The sequence below is a fragment of the Pseudomonas sp. 22526 genome, assembly GCF_052044735.1.
GTDB lineage: Bacteria > Pseudomonadota > Gammaproteobacteria > Pseudomonadales > Pseudomonadaceae > Aquipseudomonas > Aquipseudomonas piscium.
In genome coordinates, this window is the sequence record NZ_JBQENK010000002.1 from 141,882 (window position 1) to 164,227 (window position 22,346).

At 64.2% G+C, this 22,346-nt stretch carries 21 protein-coding genes and 1 pseudogene; 14 read left to right on the forward strand and 8 right to left on the reverse strand.

Annotated elements, in window-relative coordinates; genetic code table 11:
- Positions 1–129: 129 nt before the first annotated feature.
- On the reverse strand, positions 130–855 hold the full coding sequence (locus ACTJKT_RS03025; RefSeq protein ID WP_440786142.1) for a tellurite resistance TerB family protein: 726 nt from the start codon (positions 853–855) through the stop codon (positions 130–132).
- 190 nt (positions 856–1,045) lie between these two features.
- Here ACTJKT_RS03025 and ACTJKT_RS03030 point away from each other — a divergent pair, with 190 nt between their 5' ends.
- From ACTJKT_RS03030 to ACTJKT_RS03060, 7 genes and pseudogenes are all read left to right on the forward strand, one after another.
- The gene (locus ACTJKT_RS03030) at positions 1,046–1,960 is read left to right on the forward strand and encodes a LysR family transcriptional regulator (protein WP_053277607.1); all 915 of its coding nucleotides are present in this window, start codon (positions 1,046–1,048) and stop codon (positions 1,958–1,960) included.
- A 105-nt stretch (positions 1,961–2,065) separates the two neighbouring features.
- Positions 2,066–3,556: a gamma-aminobutyraldehyde dehydrogenase gene (locus ACTJKT_RS03035; RefSeq protein WP_440786143.1), complete on the forward strand. Its 1,491-nt coding sequence runs from the start codon at positions 2,066–2,068 to the stop codon at positions 3,554–3,556.
- Positions 3,557–3,689: 133 nt separating this feature from the next.
- Positions 3,690–4,841 (forward strand): putative ABC transporter substrate-binding protein YdcS, encoded by a 1,152-nt coding sequence (gene ydcS, locus ACTJKT_RS03040; protein ID WP_440786144.1) that lies wholly within the window; start codon positions 3,690–3,692, stop codon positions 4,839–4,841.
- Positions 4,842–5,023: 182 nt separating this feature from the next.
- Complete coding sequence (locus tag ACTJKT_RS03045) at positions 5,024–6,061, forward strand: ABC transporter ATP-binding protein (protein WP_440786145.1); 1,038 nt, start codon at positions 5,024–5,026, stop codon at positions 6,059–6,061.
- Position 6,062: 1 nt separating this feature from the next.
- Positions 6,063–7,010, forward strand: a complete 948-nt coding sequence (locus ACTJKT_RS03050) for an ABC transporter permease (RefSeq protein WP_063428559.1) — start codon at positions 6,063–6,065, stop codon at positions 7,008–7,010.
- Positions 7,000–7,818: pseudogene (locus ACTJKT_RS03055) on the forward strand (ABC transporter permease); the annotation flags it as partial. The gene ACTJKT_RS03050 and the pseudogene ACTJKT_RS03055, both read left to right, overlap by 11 nt.
- A gap of 36 nt (positions 7,819–7,854) precedes the next feature.
- Positions 7,855–9,279 (forward strand): gamma-aminobutyraldehyde dehydrogenase, encoded by a 1,425-nt coding sequence (locus tag ACTJKT_RS03060; protein ID WP_440786345.1) that lies wholly within the window; start codon positions 7,855–7,857, stop codon positions 9,277–9,279.
- Between the two features lie 118 nt (positions 9,280–9,397).
- On the opposite strand, the gene ACTJKT_RS03065 is transcribed toward ACTJKT_RS03060, so the two are convergent.
- A complete protein-coding gene (locus tag ACTJKT_RS03065) occupies positions 9,398–10,009 on the reverse strand; it encodes a hypothetical protein (RefSeq protein ID WP_440786146.1) in 612 nt (203 codons plus the stop codon).
- On the opposite strand from ACTJKT_RS03065, the gene ACTJKT_RS03070 reads away from it, so the two are divergent.
- From ACTJKT_RS03070 to ACTJKT_RS03080, 3 genes are all read left to right on the forward strand, one after another.
- A complete protein-coding gene (locus tag ACTJKT_RS03070) occupies positions 9,993–10,298 on the forward strand; it encodes a hypothetical protein (protein ID WP_440786147.1) in 306 nt (101 codons plus the stop codon). The genes ACTJKT_RS03065 and ACTJKT_RS03070 overlap by 17 nt on opposite strands.
- Before the next feature lie 152 nt (positions 10,299–10,450).
- Positions 10,451–11,047: a TetR/AcrR family transcriptional regulator gene (locus tag ACTJKT_RS03075; protein ID WP_440786148.1), complete on the forward strand. Its 597-nt coding sequence runs from the start codon at positions 10,451–10,453 to the stop codon at positions 11,045–11,047.
- 5 nt (positions 11,048–11,052) lie between these two features.
- Complete coding sequence (locus tag ACTJKT_RS03080; protein ID WP_440786149.1) at positions 11,053–12,258, forward strand: DUF418 domain-containing protein; 1,206 nt, start codon at positions 11,053–11,055, stop codon at positions 12,256–12,258.
- Positions 12,259–12,261: 3 nt separating this feature from the next.
- On the opposite strand, the gene ACTJKT_RS03085 is transcribed toward ACTJKT_RS03080, so the two are convergent.
- Entirely contained in the window at positions 12,262–12,795 is a 534-nt protein-coding gene (locus ACTJKT_RS03085) for a GNAT family N-acetyltransferase (protein ID WP_440786150.1), read from the reverse strand.
- A 189-nt stretch (positions 12,796–12,984) separates the two neighbouring features.
- Between ACTJKT_RS03085 and ACTJKT_RS03090 the strand changes: the two genes are divergently transcribed.
- Positions 12,985–14,604 carry a glucan biosynthesis protein D gene (locus ACTJKT_RS03090; RefSeq protein ID WP_440786151.1) on the forward strand — a complete coding sequence of 540 codons (1,620 nt, stop codon included), beginning with the start codon at positions 12,985–12,987 and terminating at the stop codon, positions 14,602–14,604.
- A gap of 156 nt (positions 14,605–14,760) precedes the next feature.
- Here ACTJKT_RS03090 and ACTJKT_RS03095 read toward each other — a convergent pair whose 3' ends face one another.
- The 3 genes from ACTJKT_RS03095 to ACTJKT_RS03105 all read right to left on the reverse strand — a co-directional run bounded on the left by ACTJKT_RS03095 (position 14,761) and on the right by ACTJKT_RS03105 (position 18,465).
- On the reverse strand, positions 14,761–15,867 hold the full coding sequence (locus tag ACTJKT_RS03095; RefSeq protein WP_440786152.1) for an NADH:flavin oxidoreductase/NADH oxidase: 1,107 nt from the start codon (positions 15,865–15,867) through the stop codon (positions 14,761–14,763).
- A 285-nt stretch (positions 15,868–16,152) separates the two neighbouring features.
- A complete protein-coding gene (gene recJ / locus ACTJKT_RS03100) occupies positions 16,153–17,862 on the reverse strand; it encodes a single-stranded-DNA-specific exonuclease RecJ (RefSeq protein ID WP_440786153.1) in 1,710 nt (569 codons plus the stop codon).
- 63 nt (positions 17,863–17,925) lie between these two features.
- Complete coding sequence (locus ACTJKT_RS03105; RefSeq protein ID WP_025806566.1) at positions 17,926–18,465, reverse strand: YaeQ family protein; 540 nt, start codon at positions 18,463–18,465, stop codon at positions 17,926–17,928.
- A 149-nt stretch (positions 18,466–18,614) separates the two neighbouring features.
- Between ACTJKT_RS03105 and ACTJKT_RS03110 the strand changes: the two genes are divergently transcribed.
- Positions 18,615–19,814, forward strand: a complete 1,200-nt coding sequence (locus tag ACTJKT_RS03110) for a CaiB/BaiF CoA transferase family protein (RefSeq protein WP_440786154.1) — start codon at positions 18,615–18,617, stop codon at positions 19,812–19,814.
- A gap of 66 nt (positions 19,815–19,880) precedes the next feature.
- Positions 19,881–20,750, forward strand: a complete 870-nt coding sequence (locus ACTJKT_RS03115; protein ID WP_440786155.1) for a TIGR02285 family protein — start codon at positions 19,881–19,883, stop codon at positions 20,748–20,750.
- Positions 20,751–20,916: 166 nt separating this feature from the next.
- Here the strand turns inward: ACTJKT_RS03115 and ACTJKT_RS03120 are convergent, their stop codons facing one another.
- Together ACTJKT_RS03120 and ACTJKT_RS03125 are read right to left on the reverse strand one after the other, a co-directional pair.
- Entirely contained in the window at positions 20,917–21,201 is a 285-nt protein-coding gene (locus ACTJKT_RS03120; protein WP_007923026.1) for a DUF3509 domain-containing protein, read from the reverse strand.
- Positions 21,202–21,390: 189 nt separating this feature from the next.
- The gene (locus ACTJKT_RS03125) at positions 21,391–21,573 is read right to left on the reverse strand and encodes a hypothetical protein (RefSeq protein ID WP_124302525.1); all 183 of its coding nucleotides are present in this window, start codon (positions 21,571–21,573) and stop codon (positions 21,391–21,393) included.
- A gap of 104 nt (positions 21,574–21,677) precedes the next feature.
- On the opposite strand from ACTJKT_RS03125, the gene ACTJKT_RS03130 reads away from it, so the two are divergent.
- Positions 21,678–22,340, forward strand: coding sequence for a response regulator (locus tag ACTJKT_RS03130; protein WP_440786156.1), 663 nt, complete (start codon positions 21,678–21,680; stop codon positions 22,338–22,340).
- Positions 22,341–22,346: the final 6 nt, after the last annotated feature.

Below are 22,346 nucleotides of genomic sequence, written 5' to 3' on the forward strand. Positions count from 1 at the left end.
GTCCGCTCTGGAGGGCTACTTTCCGTCAGATGACTCGAGCGCCGCCAGTGATGATTCGGCATAAGCAGACGGCATTTCAGCCATCAGAAAGGGCGTGCAGAACTTTCTCCAGCGCACGCCCGATTGGCGTCAAAGACTGGCCTGGCGAACCTGCTTTTCCAGTTCGAGTTTCAACCCCGGCTCCAGCTTGAGCTGACGCGACAGTTCATCCAGATACGCTTTCTCCATGAAGTTTTCCTCGTCCACCAGCATCACGCTGGCGACGTACATTTCCGCTGCCATTTCCGGCGTGCCGGCGGCCCGCGCCACATCCGCCGGGTCCAACGGCTTGTTGAGTTCGGCGTGCAGCCAGTGCTGCAGCTCCTGATCGTTGTCCAGCCTGGTGAACTCACCTTCGATCAAGGCGCGCTCGCGCTCGTCGATATGGCCATCGGCCTTGGCCGCGGCCACCAGCGCCTTGAGGATCGCCTGGCTGTGTTGTTCGACCTGCTGCGCGGGCAGGCGGTCGAGGGTCTGCGGCTCGCCTTTCGGCGCACCGGCCTGCTGCGCCTGCCAGTTGCCGTAGGCCTTGTAGGCGATCACGCCCAACGCCGCCAGGCCACCATAGGTCAGCGCCTTGCCACCGAACTTGCGGGCTTTCTTGTTGCCCAGCAGCAGGCCCATGGCGCCGGCCGCCAACGCCCCGCCGCCAGCGCCGGACAACAGGCTGCCCAGCCCACCGGAACCGCCGCCGAGCAACCCGCCCAGCGCGCCCTTGTCGGCGCTGGCTGCCTTGTTCTGCTGCGCCCCGGTCTTGTTCTGCAACAGATCCTGGCCGGACTTGAGCAGTTGATCGAGCAATCCACGGGTGTTCATCCAAACCTCCAGCAACTTGAGTTGATCGAATCAATAAGGCCACCAGCCTAGATCGAAGTGCCCCGACCCTGGGCTCGAGTGTGCTTCCAGATGTTGCTTCGCTGGGTTCGCCCATGCGCCTGGGCAGCCCTTCGATTAAAAAGATATACACTCGAAAAAATCGATAAAAACGCCTGATCGGTGATTGCCCATGATGACCTTGCGCCAGATCCGTCATTTCATCGCTGTGGCCGAAACCGGCTCGATCTCGTCCGCGGCCCAGGCGGTGTTCATTTCCCAGTCGACCCTGACCCTGGCGATCCAGCAGCTCGAACAGGAAATCGGCGTCAGCCTGTTCAACCGCCACGCCAAGGGCATGACCCTGACCCACCAGGGCCACCAGTTCCTGCGCCAGGCGCACCTGATCCTGGCCACGGTGGACAACGCCAAGCGCAGCCTGCAGCAGAGCACCGACCAGGTGGCCGGCCAGTTGATCGTCGGCGTGACCAGCCTGGTCGCCGGCTATTACCTGGCGGACTTGCTCACGCGTTTCCAGCGCGCCTATCCCAATGTGGAAATCCGCGTGATGGAAGACGAACGCCCATACATCGAGCACTTGCTGGTCAGCGGCGAGATCGACGTCGGGGTGTTGATCCTCTCCAACCTCGAGGACCGCCACGCCCTGCAGACCGAAGTGCTGACCCACTCCCCGCACCGGCTGTGGCTGCCCGCCCAGCATCCGCTGCTGGAACACGACAGCATCAACCTGGCGGATGTCGCCCGCGAGCCGCTGATCCAGCTCAACGTCGATGAAATGGACCGCAACGCCCAGCGCCTGTGGTCCGGCGCCGGCCTGCAACCGCGCGTCACCTTGCGCACCGCCTCCACCGAAGCGGTGCGCAGCCTGGTGGCGGCCGGGCTCGGGGTATCGATCCAGCCGGACATGACCTATCGCCCCTGGTCGCTGGAAGGCGACATCATCGAAGCCCGGCCCATCGCCGACCTCAGCCAGACCCTCGACGTCGGCCTGGCCTGGCGCCGCGGCACGGCGCGCCCGGCACTGGTGGACCCGTTCCTGACCGTGGCCCGCGAACAGCCCCACGGCGGGCGCAAGCCATCTATTTAATCGAACGCCGCATTCAGTATTTGGTATTTGTCGAGCACAGGCCCCGCCACTAGTCTCTGATCAATCCGTCCAGAGAGGGCCGGGCCTCCGTCACTGGGGAGCACCATGGCCATACAAGAAAAGAGAACCCGGAAAATGGCTGGCGCGCAGACTCCGTTGTCCACCGCTTTGTTGATCGATGGCGAATTGGTCGCCGGCCAGGGTCTTGTCGAGCCGATCCTCAACCCGGCCACTGGCGAAGTGCTGACCCAGATCGCCGAAGCCAGCACCGAACAGGTGGAAGGCGCGATCCTCGCCGCCCACCGCGCCTTTGCCGACTGGTCGCGAACCACGCCCCAGCAACGCTCGAACATCCTCCTGGCGATTGCCGATGCCGTGGAAAGGCAGGCCGACCACCTGGCCCGCCTGGAATCGCTGAATTGCGGCAAACCGCTGCACCTGGCGCGCCAGGATGATCTCGGCGCCACCGTCGACGTGTTCCGTTTTTTTGCCGGCGCGGTGCGCTGCCAGACCGGCCAGCTGGCCGGCGAGTACCTGCCGGGCTACACCAGCATGGTGCGGCGCGACCCGATCGGCGTGGTGGCGTCCATCGCGCCATGGAACTACCCGATCATGATGGCCGCCTGGAAGATCGCCCCGGCCCTGGCCGCCGGCAACACCCTGGTATTCAAGCCGTCGGAGCACACCCCGCTGTCGATCCTGGCCCTGGCGCCAACCCTGGCCGAACTGCTGCCGCGCGGCGTACTGAACATTGTCTGCGGCGGTGGCGAAGGCGTGGGCAGCCACCTGGTCAGCCATCCCAAGGTGCGCATGGTGTCGTTGACCGGCGATATCGTCACCGGGCAGAAGATCCTCCAGGCCGCCTCGAAAACCCTGAAACGCACGCACCTGGAACTGGGCGGCAAGGCCCCGGTGATCGTCTGCAACGATGCCGACCTGCAGGCCGTGGTCGAAGGCGTGCGCAACTACGGCTATTACAACGCCGGGCAGGACTGCACCGCGGCCTGCCGGATCTACGCCCAGGCCGGGATCCATGACCGCCTGGTGGCCGAGCTGGGCACCGCCGTCAGCAGCCTGCGCTTCGCCGGCAAGCGCGATGCCGACAACGAGATCGGCCCGCTGATCAGCACCCGCCAGCGCGACCGCGTGGCCAGCTTCGTCGAACGCGCCCTGGGCCAGCCACACATCGAACGGGTGACCGGCGCCGCGGTGCATTCGGGTGCTGGCTTCTATTACCAGCCGACCCTGCTGGCCGGCTGCCGGCAAAACGATGAAATCGTCCAGCGTGAAGTATTCGGCCCGGTGGTCACCGTCACCCGCTTCGACGAGTTGGCACAGGCGGTGGACTGGGCCAACGACTCGGAATACGGCCTGGCCTCGTCGGTCTGGACCCAGAACCTGGACAAGGCGATGCAGGTGGCGGCCCGCCTGCAATACGGCTGCACCTGGATCAACAGCCATTTCATGCTGGCCAGTGAAATGCCCCACGGCGGCTTGAAGCGCTCCGGCTACGGCAAGGACCTGTCCAGCGATTCGCTGCAGGACTACAGCGTGGTGCGACACATCATGGCGCGCCACGGCAATGACCTGAAATAACGCACAAGGCCCTGTACGCAAAGCCGGCGCCAGCCACTTTTCGTACAGGGCCTAAGCTAATAACAAGCCGTCACGGCGCGCTCCACCAGGCTCACAACTGCCCCGACCATAATTTGAAGAAGAGGGTTTTCCCATGTTCGTGCACAAGACCGCACTGCTCAGTGCAATCACCACCGCCCTGCTGGCCAGCGCCAGCCTCCAGGCCGCCGAACCGCTCAAGGCCGTCGGTGCCGGCGAAGGTCAGCTGGATATCGTGGCCTGGCCCGGCTACATCGAACGTGGCGAGAGCGACAAGAACTACGACTGGGTCACAGGTTTCGAGAAGGAGACCGGTTGCAAGGTCAACGTCAAGACCGCGGGTACCTCCGATGAGATGGTCAGCCTGATGGCCAAGGGCGGCTACGACCTGGTCACCGCGTCTGGCGACGCCTCCCTGCGGCTGATCGTCGGCAAGCGCGTGCAGCCGATCAACACCGCGCTGATTCCCAACTGGAAAAACCTCGACCCACGCCTCAAGGACGCACCCTGGTACGTGGTCGACAAACAGACCTACGGCACCCCCTACCAGTGGGGCCCGAACGTGCTGATGTACAACACCAAGGTCTTCAAGCAGGCACCGACCAGCTGGGGCGTGCTGTTCGACGCGCAGAACCTGCCGGACGGCAAACCCAACAAGGGCCGCGTGCAGGCCTATGACGGGCCGATCTACATCGCCGACGCCGCGCTCTACCTCAAGAGCGCGAAACCGGAACTGGGGATCCAGAATCCCTACGAACTGACCGAAGCCCAGTACAAGGCGGTGCTCGAGCTGCTGCGCGCCCAGCAGCCGCTGATCCACCGCTACTGGCACGACACCACGGTACAGATGAGCGACTTCAAGAACGAAGGCGTGGTCGCCGCCAGCTCCTGGCCGTATCAGGTCAACGGCCTGATCAACGAGAAACAGCCGATCGCCTCGACCATTCCAAAAGAAGGGGCCACCGGCTGGGCCGACACCACCATGCTGCACAGCGAGGCCAAGCACCCCAACTGCGCCTACAAGTGGATGGACTGGTCGCTCACGCCGAAGGTCCAGGGCGACGTCGCCGCCTGGTTCGGTTCGCTGCCGGCCGTGCCGGCGGCCTGCAAGGAAAGCGAGCTGCTGGGCGCCGAAGGTTGCAAGACCAACGGCTTCGACCAGTTCGACAAGATTGCCTTCTGGAAAACCCCGCAGGCCGAAGGCGGCAAGTTCGTGCCCTACAGCCGCTGGACCCAGGACTACATCGCGATCATGGGCGGCAGATGAGCCCCTGTAGCCGCTGCCGCAGGCTGCGCAAGGTCCACAGGACCTTCTGCGTCTTCAAGATCGCCGCGCCCCTGCGGGGCGATCGCAGCCTTCGGCAGCGGCTACAGGTTCGTGCGCCAGGCCGGCGCCGCCAGACCTGATCCCGCCTATTTCGACAGCGCGCTTTTCCGGAGCACCGCACCATGACGCTTGCAGTCCAGTTCACCAACGTTTCCCGGCAGTTCGGCGAGGTGAAGGCCGTTGACCGGGTTTCCATCGATATCCAGGACGGCGAGTTCTTTTCCATGCTCGGCCCTTCCGGCTCGGGCAAGACCACCTGCCTGCGCCTGATCGCCGGTTTCGAACAGCCGAGCGCCGGCTCGATCCACATCCACGGGGCCGAAGCCACTGGGTTGCCGCCCTACCAGCGCGACGTCAACACCGTGTTCCAGGATTACGCGCTGTTCCCCCATATGAACGTGCGCGACAACGTGGCCTATGGCCTGAAAGTCAAAGGCGTCGGCAAGGCCGAGCGCCTCAAGCGCGCCGAAGAAGCCCTGGCCATGGTCGCCCTGGAAGGCTACGGCGAGCGCAAGCCGGTGCAGCTGTCCGGCGGCCAGCGCCAGCGCGTGGCCCTGGCCCGGGCGCTGGTCAATCGGCCGCGGGTCCTGCTGCTGGACGAACCCCTGGGGGCGCTGGACCTGAAGCTGCGCGAACAGATGCAGGGCGAACTGAAGAAGCTGCAGCGCCAGCTCGGCATCACCTTCATCTTCGTCACCCATGACCAGACCGAGGCCCTGTCGATGTCCGACCGTGTGGCAGTGTTCAACAAGGGCCGCATCGAGCAGGTCGACAGCCCGCGCAACCTGTACATGAAACCGGCCACCACCTTTGTCGCCGAGTTCGTCGGCACCTCCAACGTGATTCGCGGCGAACTGGCCGAACGCCTGAGCGGCAGCCAGCGGCCCTTCTCGATCCGCCCGGAACACGTGCGTTTCGCCGAAGGCCCGTTGAGCAGCCACGAGATCGAAATCAGCGGCCTGCTGCACGATATCCAGTACCAGGGCAGCGCCACCCGCTACGAACTGCAACTGGACAACGGCCAGACCCTCAGCATCAGCCAGGCCAACGACCAATGGCTGGACAACAGCGCCCAGCACCAGACCGGGCAACGCATCAGCGCGCGCTGGGCCCGCGAGGCGATGATCCCGCTGACCGACACCCTGGCGAGCGGGGCATGACATGAACACCCTGGCGATCACTCCCCAAAGCCCCGGCGGCTCGCCGCTGCGGCGCTTTTCCAACCTGCTGTACCGGCGGCCGAACCTGTACCTGGCGCTGCTGCTGGTACCACCCCTGACCTGGTTCGGCGCGATCTACCTGGGCTCCTTGCTGACCCTGCTCTGGCAAGGCTTCTACACCTTCGACGACTTCACCATGGCGGTCACCCCGGACCTGACCCTGGCCAACTTCACCGCGCTGTTCCAGCCGTCGAACTTCGACATCATCCTGCGCACCCTGAGCATGGCCATCATCGTCTCGCTCGCCAGCGCTGTGGTCGCCTTCCCCATCGCCTACTACATGGCGCGCTACACCAGCGGCAAGACCAAGGCGTTCTTCTATATCGCGGTGATGCTGCCGATGTGGGCCAGCTACATCGTCAAGGCCTACGCCTGGACCCTGCTGCTGGCCAAGGGCGGCGTGGCCCAGTGGTTCGTCCAGCACCTGGGGCTGGAACCGCTGTTGCAGTTCATCCTGGGGATTCCCGGGGTCGGCGGCAGCACCCTGTCGACCTCGCACCTGGGGCGCTTCATGGTGTTCGTCTACATCTGGCTGCCGTTCATGATCCTGCCGATCCAGGCCTCCCTGGAACGCCTGCCGCCGTCCTTGCTGCAAGCCTCCGCCGACCTCGGCGCCAGGCCAAGCCAGACCTTCATGCAGGTGATCCTGCCGCTGTCGGTGCCGGGCATCGCCGCCGGCTCGATCTTCACCTTCTCCCTGACCCTGGGCGACTTCATCGTGCCGCAGCTGGTGGGCCCGCCCGGCTACTTCGTCGGCAGCATGGTCTACGCCCAGCAAGGGGCGATCGGCAACATGCCGATGGCCGCCGCCTTCACCCTGGTGCCGATCGTGCTGATCGCCATTTACCTGTCCATCGTCAAACGCCTGGGGGCCTTCGATGCGCTCTGATTCAGCCACGCACGGGGAAAAAGCCTCAACGGGACTGCGCCTTGCCGCCTGGGGCGGGCTGCTGTTCCTGCATTTCCCGATCCTGATCATCTTCCTCTACGCCTTCAACACCGAAGACGCGGCCTTCAGCTTTCCGCCCCAGGGCTTCACCCTGAAGTGGTTCAGCGTGGCCTTCGCCCGCCCCGACGTGCTGGACGCCATCAAGCTGTCGCTGCAGATCGCCGCCATCGCCACCCTGATCGCCCTGGTCCTCGGCACCCTGGCCTCGGCGGCGCTGTACCGGCGGGACTTCTTCGGCAAGCAGGGGATTTCGCTGATGCTGATCCTGCCCATCGCCCTGCCGGGGATCATCACCGGCATCGCCCTGCTGGCGACCTTCAAGACATTGGGGATCGAGCCGGGGATGTTCACCATCATCGTCGGCCACGCGACCTTCTGCGTAGTGATTGTCTACAACAATGTGATCGCCCGTTTGCGCCGTACCTCCCACAGCCTGATCGAGGCCTCGATGGACCTGGGCGCCGACGGCTGGCAGACCTTCCGCTACATCATCCTGCCGAACCTCGGCTCGGCGTTGCTGGCCGGCGGCATGCTGGCGTTCGCCCTGTCGTTCGACGAAATCATCGTCACCACCTTCACCGCCGGCCATGAACGCACCCTGCCGCTGTGGCTGCTCAACCAGCTCAGCCGGCCGCGGGACGTGCCTGTGACCAACGTTGTCGCCATGCTGGTGATGCTGGTGACCATGCTGCCGATCCTCGGCGCCTATTACCTGACCCGCGGCGGCGAGAGCGTGGCGGGCAGCGGCTACAGACCATCCGATAGTTATTTCAGGAGAACAGCCATGCAAACCAAACTCTTGATCAACGGCCAACTGATCGCCGGCGAAGGCCCAGCCCAGCCGGTCTTCAACCCCGCACTGGGCAAGGTGCTGGTGGAAATCAACGAGGCCAGCGAAGCCCAGGTCGATGCCGCGGTGCGCGCCGCCGATGCGGCATTCCATAGCTGGTCGCAAACGGTGCCGAAAGAGCGCTCGCTGCTGTTGCTCAAGCTGGCCGACACTATCGAAGCCCACGGCGAAGAGCTGGCCCGGCTGGAGTCGGACAACTGCGGCAAGCCGCTGAGCGCGGCCTTGAACGACGAGATCCCGGCGATTGCCGACGTGTTCCGCTTCTTTGCCGGCGCCAGCCGTTGCCTCAGCGGTTCGGCCGGCGGCGAATACCTGCCGGGCCACACCTCGATGATCCGTCGCGATCCGGTGGGGGTGATCGCCTCCATCGCGCCGTGGAACTACCCGCTGATGATGGTCGCCTGGAAAATCGCCCCGGCCCTGGCCGCCGGCAACACCCTAGTGCTCAAACCCTCGGAGCAGACCCCGCTGACCGCCCTGCGCCTGGCCGAACTGGCAGCCGGGATCTTTCCCGCCGGGGTGCTGAACCTGGTATTCGGCCGTGGCGCCACGGTGGGCCAGCCGCTGGTGACCCATCCGAAGGTGCGCATGGTGTCGCTCACCGGCTCCATCGCCACCGGCTCGAACATCATTTCCAGCACCGCCGACAGCGTCAAACGCATGCACATGGAATTGGGCGGCAAGGCGCCGGTGATCATCTTCGACGACGCCGACATCGACGCCGCAGTGGCAGGCATCCGCACCTTCGGCTTCTACAACGCCGGCCAGGACTGCACCGCCGCCTGCCGCATCTATGCCCAGGAGGGCATCTACGAACGCTTCGTCGAGAAGCTCGGCGCGGCGGTCGCCAGCATCAAGTACGGCCTGCAGGGCGACCCGGACACCGAGCTGGGCCCGCTGATCAGCGCCCAGCACCGCGACCGCGTGGCCGGATTCGTCGAGCGCGCCATCGCCCAGCCGCATATCCGCCTGGTCACGGGTGGCAAGACGGTGGATGGCAACGGCTTCTTCTTCGAACCGACGGTGCTGGCCGATGCCCTGCAGGACGACGAAATCGTCCGCCGCGAAGTGTTCGGGCCGGTGGTCTCGGTCACCCGCTTCGCCGACGAAGCCCAGGTCCTGGGCTGGGCCAACGACTCGGACTACGGCCTGGCGTCCTCGGTGTGGACCGCCGATGTCGGTCGCGCCCATCGCCTCTCGGCGCGCCTGCAATACGGCTGCACCTGGGTCAACACCCACTTCATGCTGGTCAGCGAAATGCCCCATGGCGGGCAGAAGCTCTCCGGCTACGGCAAGGACCTGTCCCTGTATGGGCTGGAGGACTACAGCATCGTGCGCCATGTGATGTTCAAGCACTGATCCGCATCGCGGGCGAGCCTCGCTCNTACAAATCCGTAGGAGCGAGGCTTGCCCGCGATGGTCGCGACTCAAATTAAGAACCATGTGACCAGACAGGGCGCCGCCCCTGCCTGCCCTGCTAAAAGCAATTACCGTCGGTTTCAGCGCAGAACTCGTAGGGCGTGTTGCTGATGAACCAATCGAGCCAGTGATGCTGCCAATCCGGCCACTGAATGATGTAGGTCTTGGTGGCCTTGATGAACTCCAGGCCAAAGATGCTGATGCTTTTGTCGTCCTCGTACATCCGCAGGTCCAGCGACCAGTCCTCGATCAAGGGCGTGCGATAGACCCGCTCCGGGTCCTCGAGGTCGATGACTTGCAAGTAGCCCAGGCCGCCGAAAGGCACCAGCAGCCCCCCGGCCGAGGCATGCTGCAACAGGTAACGACCAGAGGGGCTGGTCGCCGAATAGGGCTTGCGTTCGAGCACTGTGTAGAGTGCGCCGATGAACACCAGTGCACAGGCCCCCAGCAGGCCTCCCACGACCGCCAGGGTCTTCTTGTACTTCATCGCGCGCACGCCGAAAAACCGCAATTCATTTGCCTGATCTCCTTGAAAGGCGGCTATTGAACGAGGTCTGGCCAGGCCGATCAAGTTGCGGCACCATCCGCCGCCAGAAAGCGCCTGGCTGCCCAGCCCGCGGCGCTGAAACTTCTTCGGCAACAAGGATGTGCCCATGCCCTCGCGAATCATCAGCCTGATGCTGCAAGTGGCCGTCTGGCTGGTGCTGCCGTTCGCCACCCTGCAACTGGGCCTGGTACTGACCCACGCCGTCGCCGCGCCCTTTGTCTCGGCCCTGGCGATTCCCACCGGGGTCCTGTCCTTGGTGCTGGTCCAGATCACCCTGGTGTATGCCGCCGCCAAAGGCTGGCACGCCTGCGGCATGCCTACCCACTATCGCTGGCTGGGCCTGTGGCTGGGCTGCGTGCTGGTGCTGTATGCCGTGCCGCGGTTCATGCCGCTGGCGGGCAGCGGCATATGAATCACCCGCCGGTCCTCCTGCTCGGCCAGCGATAAACCTGGGAGTGCGTGGCGGCAGTCATCCCGTCGACTGATTTTTTTGCAGCCAAGGCTTGCCAAACATTCAGGCTCGCCATTTAATTGAGTGACCAGTCAATTAACTAATGAGCCGACATGCGCCCCGCCAATCCCTTGCAACGCGAAGCCAAGCGAACCGCCCTGCTGGATGCCGCTGCCCAGTGTTTTGCCGAAGCTGGTTTTGTCGCCACCCGCACCGCTGACATTTGCAGCACCGCGGGCATGAGCTCCGGCAATCTGTTCCATTACTTCAGCAGCAAGCACGAACTGCTGTTGGCGCTGATCGCCCGGGAAGGCGAAGAGACCGCCACCGCGATGGCTGCACTGGTCACGGCTGAAGACCCGATGGCGGCCCTGTCGGGCTTCCTCGAGCACGTCTGCCAACTGGCCGGCGACCGCCATTACGCCGGCCTGGCCCTGGAGATTTCCGCCCTGGGCCACCGCGACGAAGCCGTGGCGCACCTGGTCAAGGCCAACGACCTGGTGTTGCGTGAAGGGCTCGCCGCCCTGGTGGACGCCGCAGGCCGATCTGGGCAATTGCACACCCAGCTGAGCCCCGAGCAGGCCGCCACCTGGCTGGCTGCCCTGATCGACGGCCTGTTCGCCCGGGTCGCCGCCGACCCGCAGTTCAACCCGCAAGACCAATCCCAGGTGCTGCAACAACTGGTGGCTCACCTGCTGCAAGGACGCTGACCCAGATGAACAGCCCCGCTCGCCCCGGCCCCGAGAAAATCACGTCAGCCACTCGCCTGCTGCACATCGATGCCCTGCGCGGGTTCGCCTTGCTGGGTATCCTGGCGGTGAACATCTGGGTGTTCACCGACCCTTACTACGGCGCTTCGGTGAGCAATCCGGCCTACCCCGCCGCCATCGATCACGCCATCCGTTTCCTGATCTCGACACTGTTCGAAACCAAGTTCTACCTGCTGTTCTCCTTTCTCTTCGGCTACAGCTTCACCCTGCAACTGGCCTCAGCGGAACGCTCGCAGAACGCCTTTGTGCCGCGCATGGTGCGTAGGCAACTGGCGCTGCTGGCGATCGGGCTGATCCACGGCGCCCTGCTGTTCTACGGTGAGATCCTGTCTCTCTACGCGGTGCTCGGCCTGGTATTGCTGGGGCTGCGCAACCTTTGCGCGCGACGCGCGCTCAAGCTGGCGGTGGGACTGCTGGTGTGCTCGGCGCTGATCTTCATGACGCTGGGCCTGCTGCAACTGGCCGAAGGCAATTACGTCGGCAGCATGGAATGGGAACCCGCGGACAAGGCCTTCCTGCTCGGTTCGAGCGCCTTGGGCACCTTGAGCTTCAACCTCAGTCACCTGCCAGAGACCATCCTCGCATTATGGCTGTTGCAGGGCCCCAGTACCTTGGCGATGTTCCTGTTCGGCTATGTGGCCGGACGCCGCGGCTGGCTGGTGGCGCCCTACGTCTTCGACACCTGGAAGGACAGGTTATTGAGCCTGATGCTGCCCATCGGCCTCGGCGGCGCGCTCATCTATGGCTATACCGCCGCCTATGCCCCCGGCGCCGGCCTGGAAGCCCTGGGATACGGCATAGGCCAGTTGACCGCGCCCCTGCTCAGCACAAGCTACGTGCTGCTGCTCCTTGGCGCGTTCAACTCGCCCTTGGGCGAACGCGTGTGCAGGTTGCTGGCCCCCATGGGACGCATGTCGCTGAGCAACTACCTGCTGCAATCCTTGCTCCTGAGCCTGATATTCACCGGTTACGGCCTGGGCCTGATCAACCAGCTGGACTCGGCCTGGATCCTGCTGATGGTGATCGCTCTCTACGCGCTGCAACTGTGGCTCAGTACCCTGTGGATGCGCAGCCATCAATATGGTCCCTGCGAATGGCTGTTGCGCGCCGTAACCATCCTCGCCTGGCCAGCCTGGCGCAAAACCCGCTGAAGATCAGGCCAGCCTGAGGTACAGATGGATATCCTCGGGCTCCAGGCGATGCAGCTCTGGATCGGGGGCCGGCAACAGCTCGCAGCCCAGGCGGCGGTAGAAGTCCAGGGTATTGCGTGACGGCGTGGCCGAGATATACAGCCCTTCGCCGCCCATGCGCCGCGCCTGCTCGGCGGCCAGGCCGAACAGCCGCTGGCCCAGGCCGCGCCCGCGATAAGCCTGGCTGACATGCAGGAACTTCAACTGCCGCAGTTGCAAGCCGGCGTTGTGGATAACCAGGCAATCGACCACCGCCGCGGCCACCAGCCGGTGTTCGTCGAACACCCCGTACAGCCAGCCGCCGCGCTGGTCACACGCCTGCAAGACCAACGCGTCATGCTCGGCCTCGCCGGGCGGCCAGCCGCTCACCACTTCGCGCTGGGGATAACACAGCAATTGCCCGTCCTGCAGGCGGTAGAACGCTTCGATCAGTTCCGCGCGGTCGATGAGTTTGAACAGGGGGATGTCCTGCGCAGTCAAAAGGCGCTCGTTCAGCATGTCGGTTGTCCTGAAGCCGTCCGTGGTTTTACGTATCGATAGCTGGGCTATTTTTTGCCTTACGCGAACCGATTATTCTATCCGCCAGCTGTTAAAAGTCCGTTGTGTTTGGCCGAAGGCATGACCGAACCTCCATTTCCGATCCAGTGCAGCCAGGAAGGGCTCGGGATCTCCTGACAAGGTTCACTTATGCATCGCAGGCATCTTCTGAAAGCATCCATGGCGCTGGCAGCCTACACCGGCCTGTCGGCCACGGGTCTGTTGGCCACCCGGGCCTGGGCGGGCGCCGCCGACGGCGAAGCGCAGGCCTTCGATTTCGAGATTCTCAAGGCCCAGGCCAAGCAATTGGCCGGCAAGCAATACGTGGACACCAAGCAGGTGCTGCCGCCGACCCTGGCGACCATGACCCCGCAGAACTTCAACGCGATCCAGTACGACGGCAACCACTCGCTGTGGAAGGAGCTGAACGGCCAGTTGGACGTGCAGTTCTTCCACGTCGGCATGGGCTTCAAACAGCCGGTGCGCATGTACAGCGTCGACGCCAAGAGCCGTCAGGCGCGGGAAGTGCATTTCCGCCCGTCGCTGTTCAACTACCAGAACACCAGCGTCGACACCGCGCAGCTCAAGGGCGACCTGGGTTTTGCCGGCTTCAAGCTGTTCAAGGCCCCGGAACTGGACAAGCACGATGTGGTGTCCTTCCTCGGCGCCAGCTATTTCCGCGCGGTGGACAAGACCGGCCAGTACGGCCTCTCGGCCCGCGGCCTGGCGATCGATACCTACGCCAAGAAACGGGAAGAGTTTCCCGACTTCACCAAGTTCTGGTTCGAGACCCCGGACAAGGACAGCACCCGCTTCGTGGTCTATGCCCTGCTCGACTCGCCCAGCGCCACCGGCGCCTACCGCTTCGACATCGACTGCCAGGCCGAGCGCGTGGTGATGGATGTCGATGCGCACGTCAACGCCCGTACCGCCATCGAACAGCTGGGCATCGCGCCGATGACCAGCATGTTCAGCTGCGGCACCCATGAGCGGCGCATGTGCGACACCATCCATCCGCAGATCCACGACTCGGACCGCCTGGCCATGTGGCGCGGCAATGGCGAGTGGATCTGCCGCCCGCTGAACAACCCGGCGACCCTGCAGTTCAACGCCTTCGCCGACAAGGACCCGAAGGGCTTCGGCCTGGTGCAGACCGACCATGAGTTCGCCAACTACCAGGACACCGTGGACTGGTACAGCCGGCGTCCGAGCCTGTGGGTCGAGCCGACCACCGCCTGGGGCGAAGGCTCGATCGACCTGCTGGAGATCCCCACCACCGGCGAGACCATGGACAACATCGTGGCCTTCTGGACCCCGAAAAAGCCGCTGGCCGCCGGGGACTCGCTGAACTACGGCTACAAGCTGTACTGGAGCGCCCTGCCACCGGTGGGCACGCCGCTGGCGCGGGTCAACGCCACCCGTTCGGGCATGGGTGGCTTCGTCGAAGGCTGGGCCCCGGGCGAGCATTATCCGCCGGTCTGGGCCCGGCGCTTCGCCGTGGACTTCAATGGCGGCGGCCTGGACCGGCTGCCGGAAGGCACCGGCATCGAACCGGTGGTCACCGCGTCGAACGGCCAGGTCAAGGATTTCCACGTGCTGAAGCTGGACGAGATCCAGGGTTATCGCGTGCTCTTCGACTGGTACCCGACCAATGACAGCGTCGATCCGGTGGAGCTGCGGCTGTTTATCCGCACCAACGATCGCACCCTGAGCGAAACCTGGCTGTACCAGTACTTCCCGCCGGCACCGGACAAGCGCAAGTACCCTTGACGAGGATAATTGGCGTTTGATCGATCGCTATCGCGGGCAAGTCTCGCTCCTACGGATCACCTTTNCCCGCGATGACGTCATCGCAGCCAACACAACCCCGAATCCACACACAAAAAACCGGCCCTCACAGGCCGGTTTTTTTATGCCTCGCTCAGCTCACTCACGCAGATCCGACTCGTGGATCGGCTGGTCGCGATGGGTGGCGCGCTGGTATTGCGCCGGCCAGATCGCCTTGTGTCCGCTCAGGTCGTCGTCGGCATGTAGCGGCCAGTACGGGTCGCGCAGCAGCTCCCGAGCCAGGAAGATGATATCGGCCTGGCAGGTGCGCAAAATGTGCTCGGCCTGGGCCGGCTCGGTGATCATGCCCACGGTGCCGGTGGCGATCCCCGACTCCTTGCGCACCCGTTCGGCGAAACGGGTCTGGTAGCCCGGACCGGTGGGGATCTCGGCATTGACCGCGGTACCGCCCGACGAGACGTCGATCAGGTCCACCCCCAGGGCCTTCAGGCGGCAGGCCAGCTCGACGGTTTCGTCCGGATTCCAGCCGTCCTCCACCCAGTCGGTGGCCGAAACCCGGACGAACAGCGGCAACTCCTGCGGCCAGACCGCCCGCACCGCCTCACACACCTGCAGGACCAGGCGAATGCGGTTATCGAAGGAGCCACCGTACTGGTCGCGGCGCTGATTGCTCAGGGGCGAGAGGAATTGATGCAGCAGGTAGCCGTGGGCGGCATGCACTTCGACCACCTTGAAACCGGCGATCAGGGCGCGTTTGGCCGAGTCGACGAAGGCCTGGACGATCGCGGCGATATGCGTCTCGTCGAGCTGGGTCGGTGGCGTATGTTGCGGGTCGAAGGCGATGGGCGATGGGCCCACCGGCACCCAGCCCCCCTCCGCCGGCTTGACGCTGCCATGCTTGCCCAGCCATGGCCGATGGGTGCTGGCCTTGCGCCCGGCGTGGGCCAGCTGGATGCCGGCGACCGCGCCCTGGGCGGTGATGAAGCGGGTGATGCGTTGCAAAGGTGCGATCTGTTCGTCGTTCCACAGGCCGAGGTCCTGGGCGGTGATGCGTCCGTCGGCGGTGACCGCCGTGGCCTCGGTGAAAATCAGTCCGGCGCCGCCTACGGCACGACTGCCGAGGTGCACCAGGTGCCAGTCATTGGCCAGTCCATCTACGCTGGAGTACTGGCACATGGGCGATACCGCGATGCGGTTGAGTAAGGTCAGTTGACGAAGGGTATAGGGTTCAAGCAGCAGACTCATGGGGCACCTCTCGATCAGTGGTCAGGCTCCAGGGTTCTGTTTGAAAAGTCGACGAGTGACTGGAAAGGAACAGCGCCCGCCCCCGCGGGAGAAAAAGGACAAAACGTCACAAGGCCAATCAAGCAGTGTTTAGAGACTAGTCGACAACGGCGCGACCAGCAGGGTTCCGACATATTTTACCGGGGAAGGTAGCGGTGGCCTGGCGTTTTTCGCGAGCAAGCTCGCTCCTACAAAAGCCCTGCGATCCCTGTAGGAGCGAGCTTGCTCGCGATAGCGTCAGCAGCCTTAACGCGGTTCGATATGGGCGATCATCAGTTGCACCGTTTCCTGGCCGCGGAACTCGTTGAGGTCCAGCTTGTAGGCCAGTTCCACCCAGCGGATGGTCGGGTTCGGCCAGATATCGCGGTCGATGCCGAAGGCGATGCCGTCGAGCTTCACCGAGCCGCATTCGCTGCGCAGCACCACCTTGAGATGGCGCTCGCCGACGACCCGCTGCTCCACCAACTGGAACACGCCATGGAACAGCGGCTCGGGAAAGTGCTGGCCCCAGGGCCCGGCATGGCGCAGGGCGCGGGCCAGTTCGAGGTGGAACTCTTCCACCGCCAGGGTGCCGTCCGACAGCAGGCGCCCGGTCAGGTCTTCCTCGCGCAGCTGGCGGCGCACCTCGGTGTCGAAGGCTTCGGCAAAGGCCGGGAAGTTCTGCTCCGGCAGCGACAAGCCGGCGGCCATGGCGTGGCCGCCGAACTTGCTGATCAGGTCCGGATGCTTGGCCGCCACCGCGTCCAGGGCATCACGGATATGAAAACCCGGCACCGAACGCGCCGATCCCTTGAGCATGCCTTCGCCGGCATCGGCAAAGGCGATGGTCGGCCGGTGGTAACGCTCTTTCAGCCGCGAAGCGAGAATCCCGATCACCCCCTGGTGCCAGTCGGGCTCGAACAGGCACAGGCCGAACGGCATCGACTCCACCGGCAAGTCCTTGAGCTGGGCCAGGGCTTCGCGCTGCATGCCCTGTTCGATGGATTTGCGATCCTGGTTCAACTCGTCCAGCTGGCTGGCCATTTCCCGCGCCAGGGCCATGTCATGGCTGAGCAGGCATTCGATGCCCAGGCTCATATCGTCCAGGCGCCCGGCGGCATTCAACCGCGGGCCAAGGATGAAGCCCAGGTCGGTGGAGGTGATGCGCGACGCCTCGCGCTTGGCCACTTCGAGGATCGCCTTGATCCCCGGCCGCGCGCGCCCGGCACGAATCCGCTCCAGCCCCTGGTGCACCAGGATGCGGTTGTTGGCGTCCAGCGGCACCACGTCGGCGACGCTGCCCAGCGCCACCAGATCCAGCAGCTCGCCGATGTTCGGCTGCGGCTGGGTTTCGTACCAGCCAAGGCTGCGCAGGCGAGCCCGCAACGCCATCAGCACATAAAAGATCACCCCGACACCGGCCAGGGCCTTGCTCGGAAACTCGCAGCCGGGCTGGTTCGGGTTGACGATGGCATCTGCCGCCGGCAGCTCATGGCCCGGCAAGTGGTGGTCGGTGACCAGCACTTTCAGCCCAGCCGCCTTGGCCGCCGCCACGCCCTCGACACTGGAGATGCCGTTGTCCACGGTGATCAGCAGCTGGGGCTGGCGCTCCAGGGCCACCGCGACGATTTCCGGGGTCAGGCCATAGCCGTATTCAAAACGGTTCGGCACCAGGTAATCGACATGGGCCGCGCCCAGCAGGCGCAGGCCGAGCATGCCCACGGTACTGGCGGTGGCGCCGTCGGCATCGAAGTCGCCGACGATCAGGATGCGTTCGCGCTGCTCCAGTGCGGTCACCAGCAGGTCCACCGCCGCCTCGATGCCCTTGAGCTGCTGGAACGGGATCAACCGCGCCAGGCTCTTGTCCAGCTCGGCCTCGGACTGCACGCCACGGGCGGCGTACAGGCGGGTCAGCAACGGCGGCAGATCACCAAGAAACGGCAGGGTGGCGGGCAACTCACGAGGTTCGATACGCATGGGGTGACAGAAGCTTCTCTTCGATACGGGGGATACAGCGAAACAGCGCGCGGCGTGGCGAACTCAGCGCTCGCCCAACAGCCATTCCAGCTGGACTTCGTGCTGGCCGCGATCGTCGGTGACGAAGATCGTGCCTTCGCTGATCATCACGTCCCACTTGATAACGCGCGGCATGTCCTTGGCCAGGACTTCCAGGACGTCCTGGGGCACGCCGGCGATATTGAGGTTCTTCAGGTTCTTCACCGCGTCCACCACCCGGGTCTGCCACACGCGCAGGCTGCCGTAGGCCAGCAGGCTGGTGCGCTCGGTACGGCGCGAGCACCAGGTCAGGCGCTCGGCGTCCGGCTGGCCGACTTCGATCCAGTGCAGCACACGGTCGTCCAGGCTTTTTTCCCACAGGGCCGGCTCATCCACTTCCGACAGGCCGCGGCCGAACGACAGCTGTTCGTTGTACCAAAGGGCGTAGGCCAGCAGGCGCACGGTCATGCGCTCTTCGGTTTCCGACGGATGGCGGGCGATGGTTTGCTTGACGCTTTCGTAGACCCCGCGATCGAGGTCAGTCAGGTTCAATTCAAACTTGTAGGTGGTAGACGGCTGGGCCATGGACAGGGCTTCTTGATACGAGGAAAGGCGGCAAGTCTAACCGATGCACGGGACAATCCACGAATCGCGCACCATCATCCTTTGGCGAGGGAGCGCCGGGCTATGTTAAAACGCTCTACTGTCCAATCTTTGTCCTACAAGGATCTTCCATGCCGCTTACCGCCAAACCCCTTGCCGGCCTGAAAGTCGTCGAACTCGGCACCCTGATCGCCGGCCCGTTCGCCTCGCGCATCTGCGCCGAATTCGGCGCCGAGGTGGTCAAGGTCGAATCGCCGGATGGCGGCGACCCGCTGCGCAAGTGGCGCAAGCTGTATGAAGGCACTTCGCTGTGGTGGTTCGTCCAGGCACGCAACAAAAAGTCCCTGACCCTGAACCTCAAGCACCCGGACGGCCTGGAGGTGCTGAAGAAGCTGTTGGCGGAAGCCGACATCCTGATCGAGAACTTCCGCCCCGGGGTCCTGGAAAAACTCGGCCTGGGCTGGGACACCCTGCACGCGCTCAATCCCAAGCTGGTGATGGTGCGCCTGTCCGGCTTCGGCCAGACCGGGCCGATGAAGGACCAGCCCGGGTTCGGCGCGGTCGGCGAGTCCATGGGCGGGCTGCGCTACATCACCGGTTTCGAGGACCGTCCGCCGGTGCGCACCGGCATTTCCATCGGCGACTCGATTGCCGCCCTGTGGGGCGTGATCGGCGCGTTGATGGCCCTGCGCCACTGCGAGGTCAACGGCGGCCAGGGCCAGGTGGTGGACGTGGCGTTGTACGAAGCGATCTTCGCCATGATGGAAAGCATGGTCCCGGAGTTCGATGTCTTCGGTTTCATCCGCGAACGCACCGGCAACATCATGCCTGGCATCACGCCCTCCTCCATCCATACCAGTGCCGATGGCAAGCACGTGCAGATCGGCGCCAACGGCGATGCGATCTTCAAGCGTTTCATGCTAGTGATCGGCCGCGACGACCTGGCCAACGACCCGGCCCTGGCCAGCAACGACGGCCGCGACAGCCGGCGCGACGAGCTGTATGGGGTCATCGATCGCTGGGTCAATTCGCTGCCGCTGGAGCGCGTGATCGAATTGCTGAACCAGGCGGAAGTCCCCGCCAGCCGCATCTTCAGCGCCGAGGACATGTTCAGCGATCCGCAGTTTCTGGCCCGGGAAATGTTCCTCCAGGCCAAGCTGCCGGACGGCAAGGCATTCAAGATGCCCGGCATAGTGCCGAAACTCTCGGACACCCCGGGCTCGTCCGAATGGGTCGGCCCAGCGCTCGGCGAGCACAATGCCCAGGTGCTGGGCGCCCTGGGTTACGACGAGCAGCAGATCAAAGGCCTGCGTGACAGCGGCGCGATCTAGTGTTGAAAACGATGCCTTTTACCGACAAGGATCCGCAGCCTGATGACCCCATGCCGTAGCAGGCGAATGATTCGTGGCATACGCCTGTTGTCGATGCTGCTGGCGCTCGGCGCCTGGTCACCGGCCAGCCAGGCCCGGGACAGGCTGGTCTGGGTGTTGCGCGACCTGCCGCCGATGACGATTTTCGAAGGCCCGCAAAAAGGCCGGGGGGTGATCGACCAGGCCCTGCCCGCGCTGCTGGCCAGCCTGCCGGAGTACGACCATCAGTTCGTCCACGTCAACCGCGCCCGGGCCATGCAGATGCTCCGGGAACTGCCCTTCGTCTGCGACCCGGCGCTGCTGTTCACCCCGCAGCGGGCGCAATGGCTGGCGTTTTCCATCACCACTTTTCGCATGTTCAGCAACGGCCTGGCGGTACGCCGCCAGGACCGTCCCGGTCTGCTGCCGTTTATCCATGACGGCCAGGTCGACCTGGGCGCGCTGCTGGTCAGCCCCCTGCACAACGTGGGCGTGGTGGCCGAACGCAGTTATGGCGAACCGATCGACAGCCTGCTCAAACAGGCTCCGCTCGGCACGCTGATCGCCCACTACGGCAACAGCGCCATCGGCAACCTGCTGCAGATGCAACGCCACGGGCGCCTGAAAGCCCTGATCGGTTACCAGACGGAAATTCGTTTCCAGGCACGCCAGCAAGGCATCGACCCCGATGACCTGGAGTTCTACCCGATCCAGGGCATGCCCAAGTATCAATCAGTGAACGTCGGCTGCTCGAACACTCCGCAGGGCCGGCAGGCGGTGGAGCGCATCAACCGGGCGCTGCTCGAACTGCGCCCGGACACCTTGCTGGAGCTTTATGCCCAATGGCTGGAGCCGTCGCTGCGCGAGCAATACCGCAGCGATGCACAGGCATTTTTCCGCGACACGCCGCAGCGCTAAAAACCCGGGCAAAAAGAAACCCCGAGCAGTGGGGAGACGGCTCGGGGTTAAACCTGGTCTGCAACCAGACCCGTGCAACAAGCGACAAGCACCGGAGCACAATGCTCGATCCTGTTGCCAAGGGTCTGACTGATGGGCTGAAGCGAAGGTTCCCGAAAATTTCCAATCAGCGTGCGCTGTCGAACGCCTTCTCCCGGGCTACATTGCGCAAGGCCGCGATGACACAGGGCTCCAGGCGACCTTCGGCGATCAATACGTCGCGATGCAGGCCGTCGACGACATCGGTCAACTGGCGCTTGTCGGTCAACTGAGCCTGACTGAACTCACGCTCGACCACTATGGCCCCCAAGGCATTCTTCAGGGTCACCAGGCATTCCCCCTGTGCGCGCGGAGTCAGAGTTACCTGATACGGGCTCAAAGCTTCACCCAACAATAGGCTGATACTTTCCATCTCGATCACCACTCAATAGCTGGAATTAAGGCTCGAATACACCAATGCCGGTAGCTTTCTGGCATTCAAGTGACCATCGCCCAGAGAAGAAAGTTCGCAACCGCTGGCGGTTGCCGACCTGAGTTGATCCAGCATGCCCGCAAAACATGACAGATAAAAAACAGCCCGTATCAGACTAGAATCGGCACTTCAAACCAGAAACGAACGCGAGGGTGCCGGCTGATTGATCAGCGCCTCGACCTTCTTGTAGCGCGATACCGCCTGTTGGCAGGAATAGCGCCGAGGGTCGATCCGAACCGGCATCGCAACCTGCTCCCGGGGCGGATTTTCAGGCCTTGTGCAGGTCTTTCTGGCAGGTGGGGGTGTGGCCATGGGGGCCCTCTCCTCGAGCGGTTGGCAAAGCCCGGCGGCGCAGCGATGACGGTTGCCCGGCTGCAGGGCCTGTCCGAAATGCTGCCTTCTCACCGGAGCGAGTCTTGAATCAAACATCCAATAAAAAACTGCGAATCGTCCTGGCCGACGATCACCCGATTTTCCTTATCGGCCTGCGGGCCGTGCTGGAGCGCGACGACAACCTGGAGATCGTCGGCGAAGCCAGCTCCCCGACAGCCCTCATCGAGCTGCTGCAAGACTGTCCCTGCGAAGTACTGGTCACCGACTTCATGATGCCGGGGGAACAGCAGAACGATGGCCTGCGCCTGATCGAGCAACTGCGCCGGCATCACCCCGAGCTGCCGATCGTGGTGGTGACCATGCTCAACAATGCCGGGCTGTTCCGCTCGATTCTCGACCTGGGCGTCATGGGCCTGCTGAGCAAGGCCAGCCTGGCCGACGAGCTGCCGGCGGCGATCAGCCATGTGCGCCGCGACAAGGTGTTCGTCGCCCAGGCCATCCGGCAGCTCCTCAGCCTGGCGGGCGAGGTCGGGCCGGACCGCTTGTTGTCCGGGGAACAGCTGTCGCCCCGCGAGCTCGAAGTGATCCGCCTGCTGGCGGCCGGGCTGACGGTCGGGGAAATCGCCGCGAAGCTCAGCCGCAGCAAAAAGACCGTCAGCACCCAGAAGGTCAGCGCCATGCGCAAGCTCGGCCTGTCCAGCGCCGCGGCGCTGTACATCTACGTGCAGGAACACGGACTCGCCTGAGCGCGG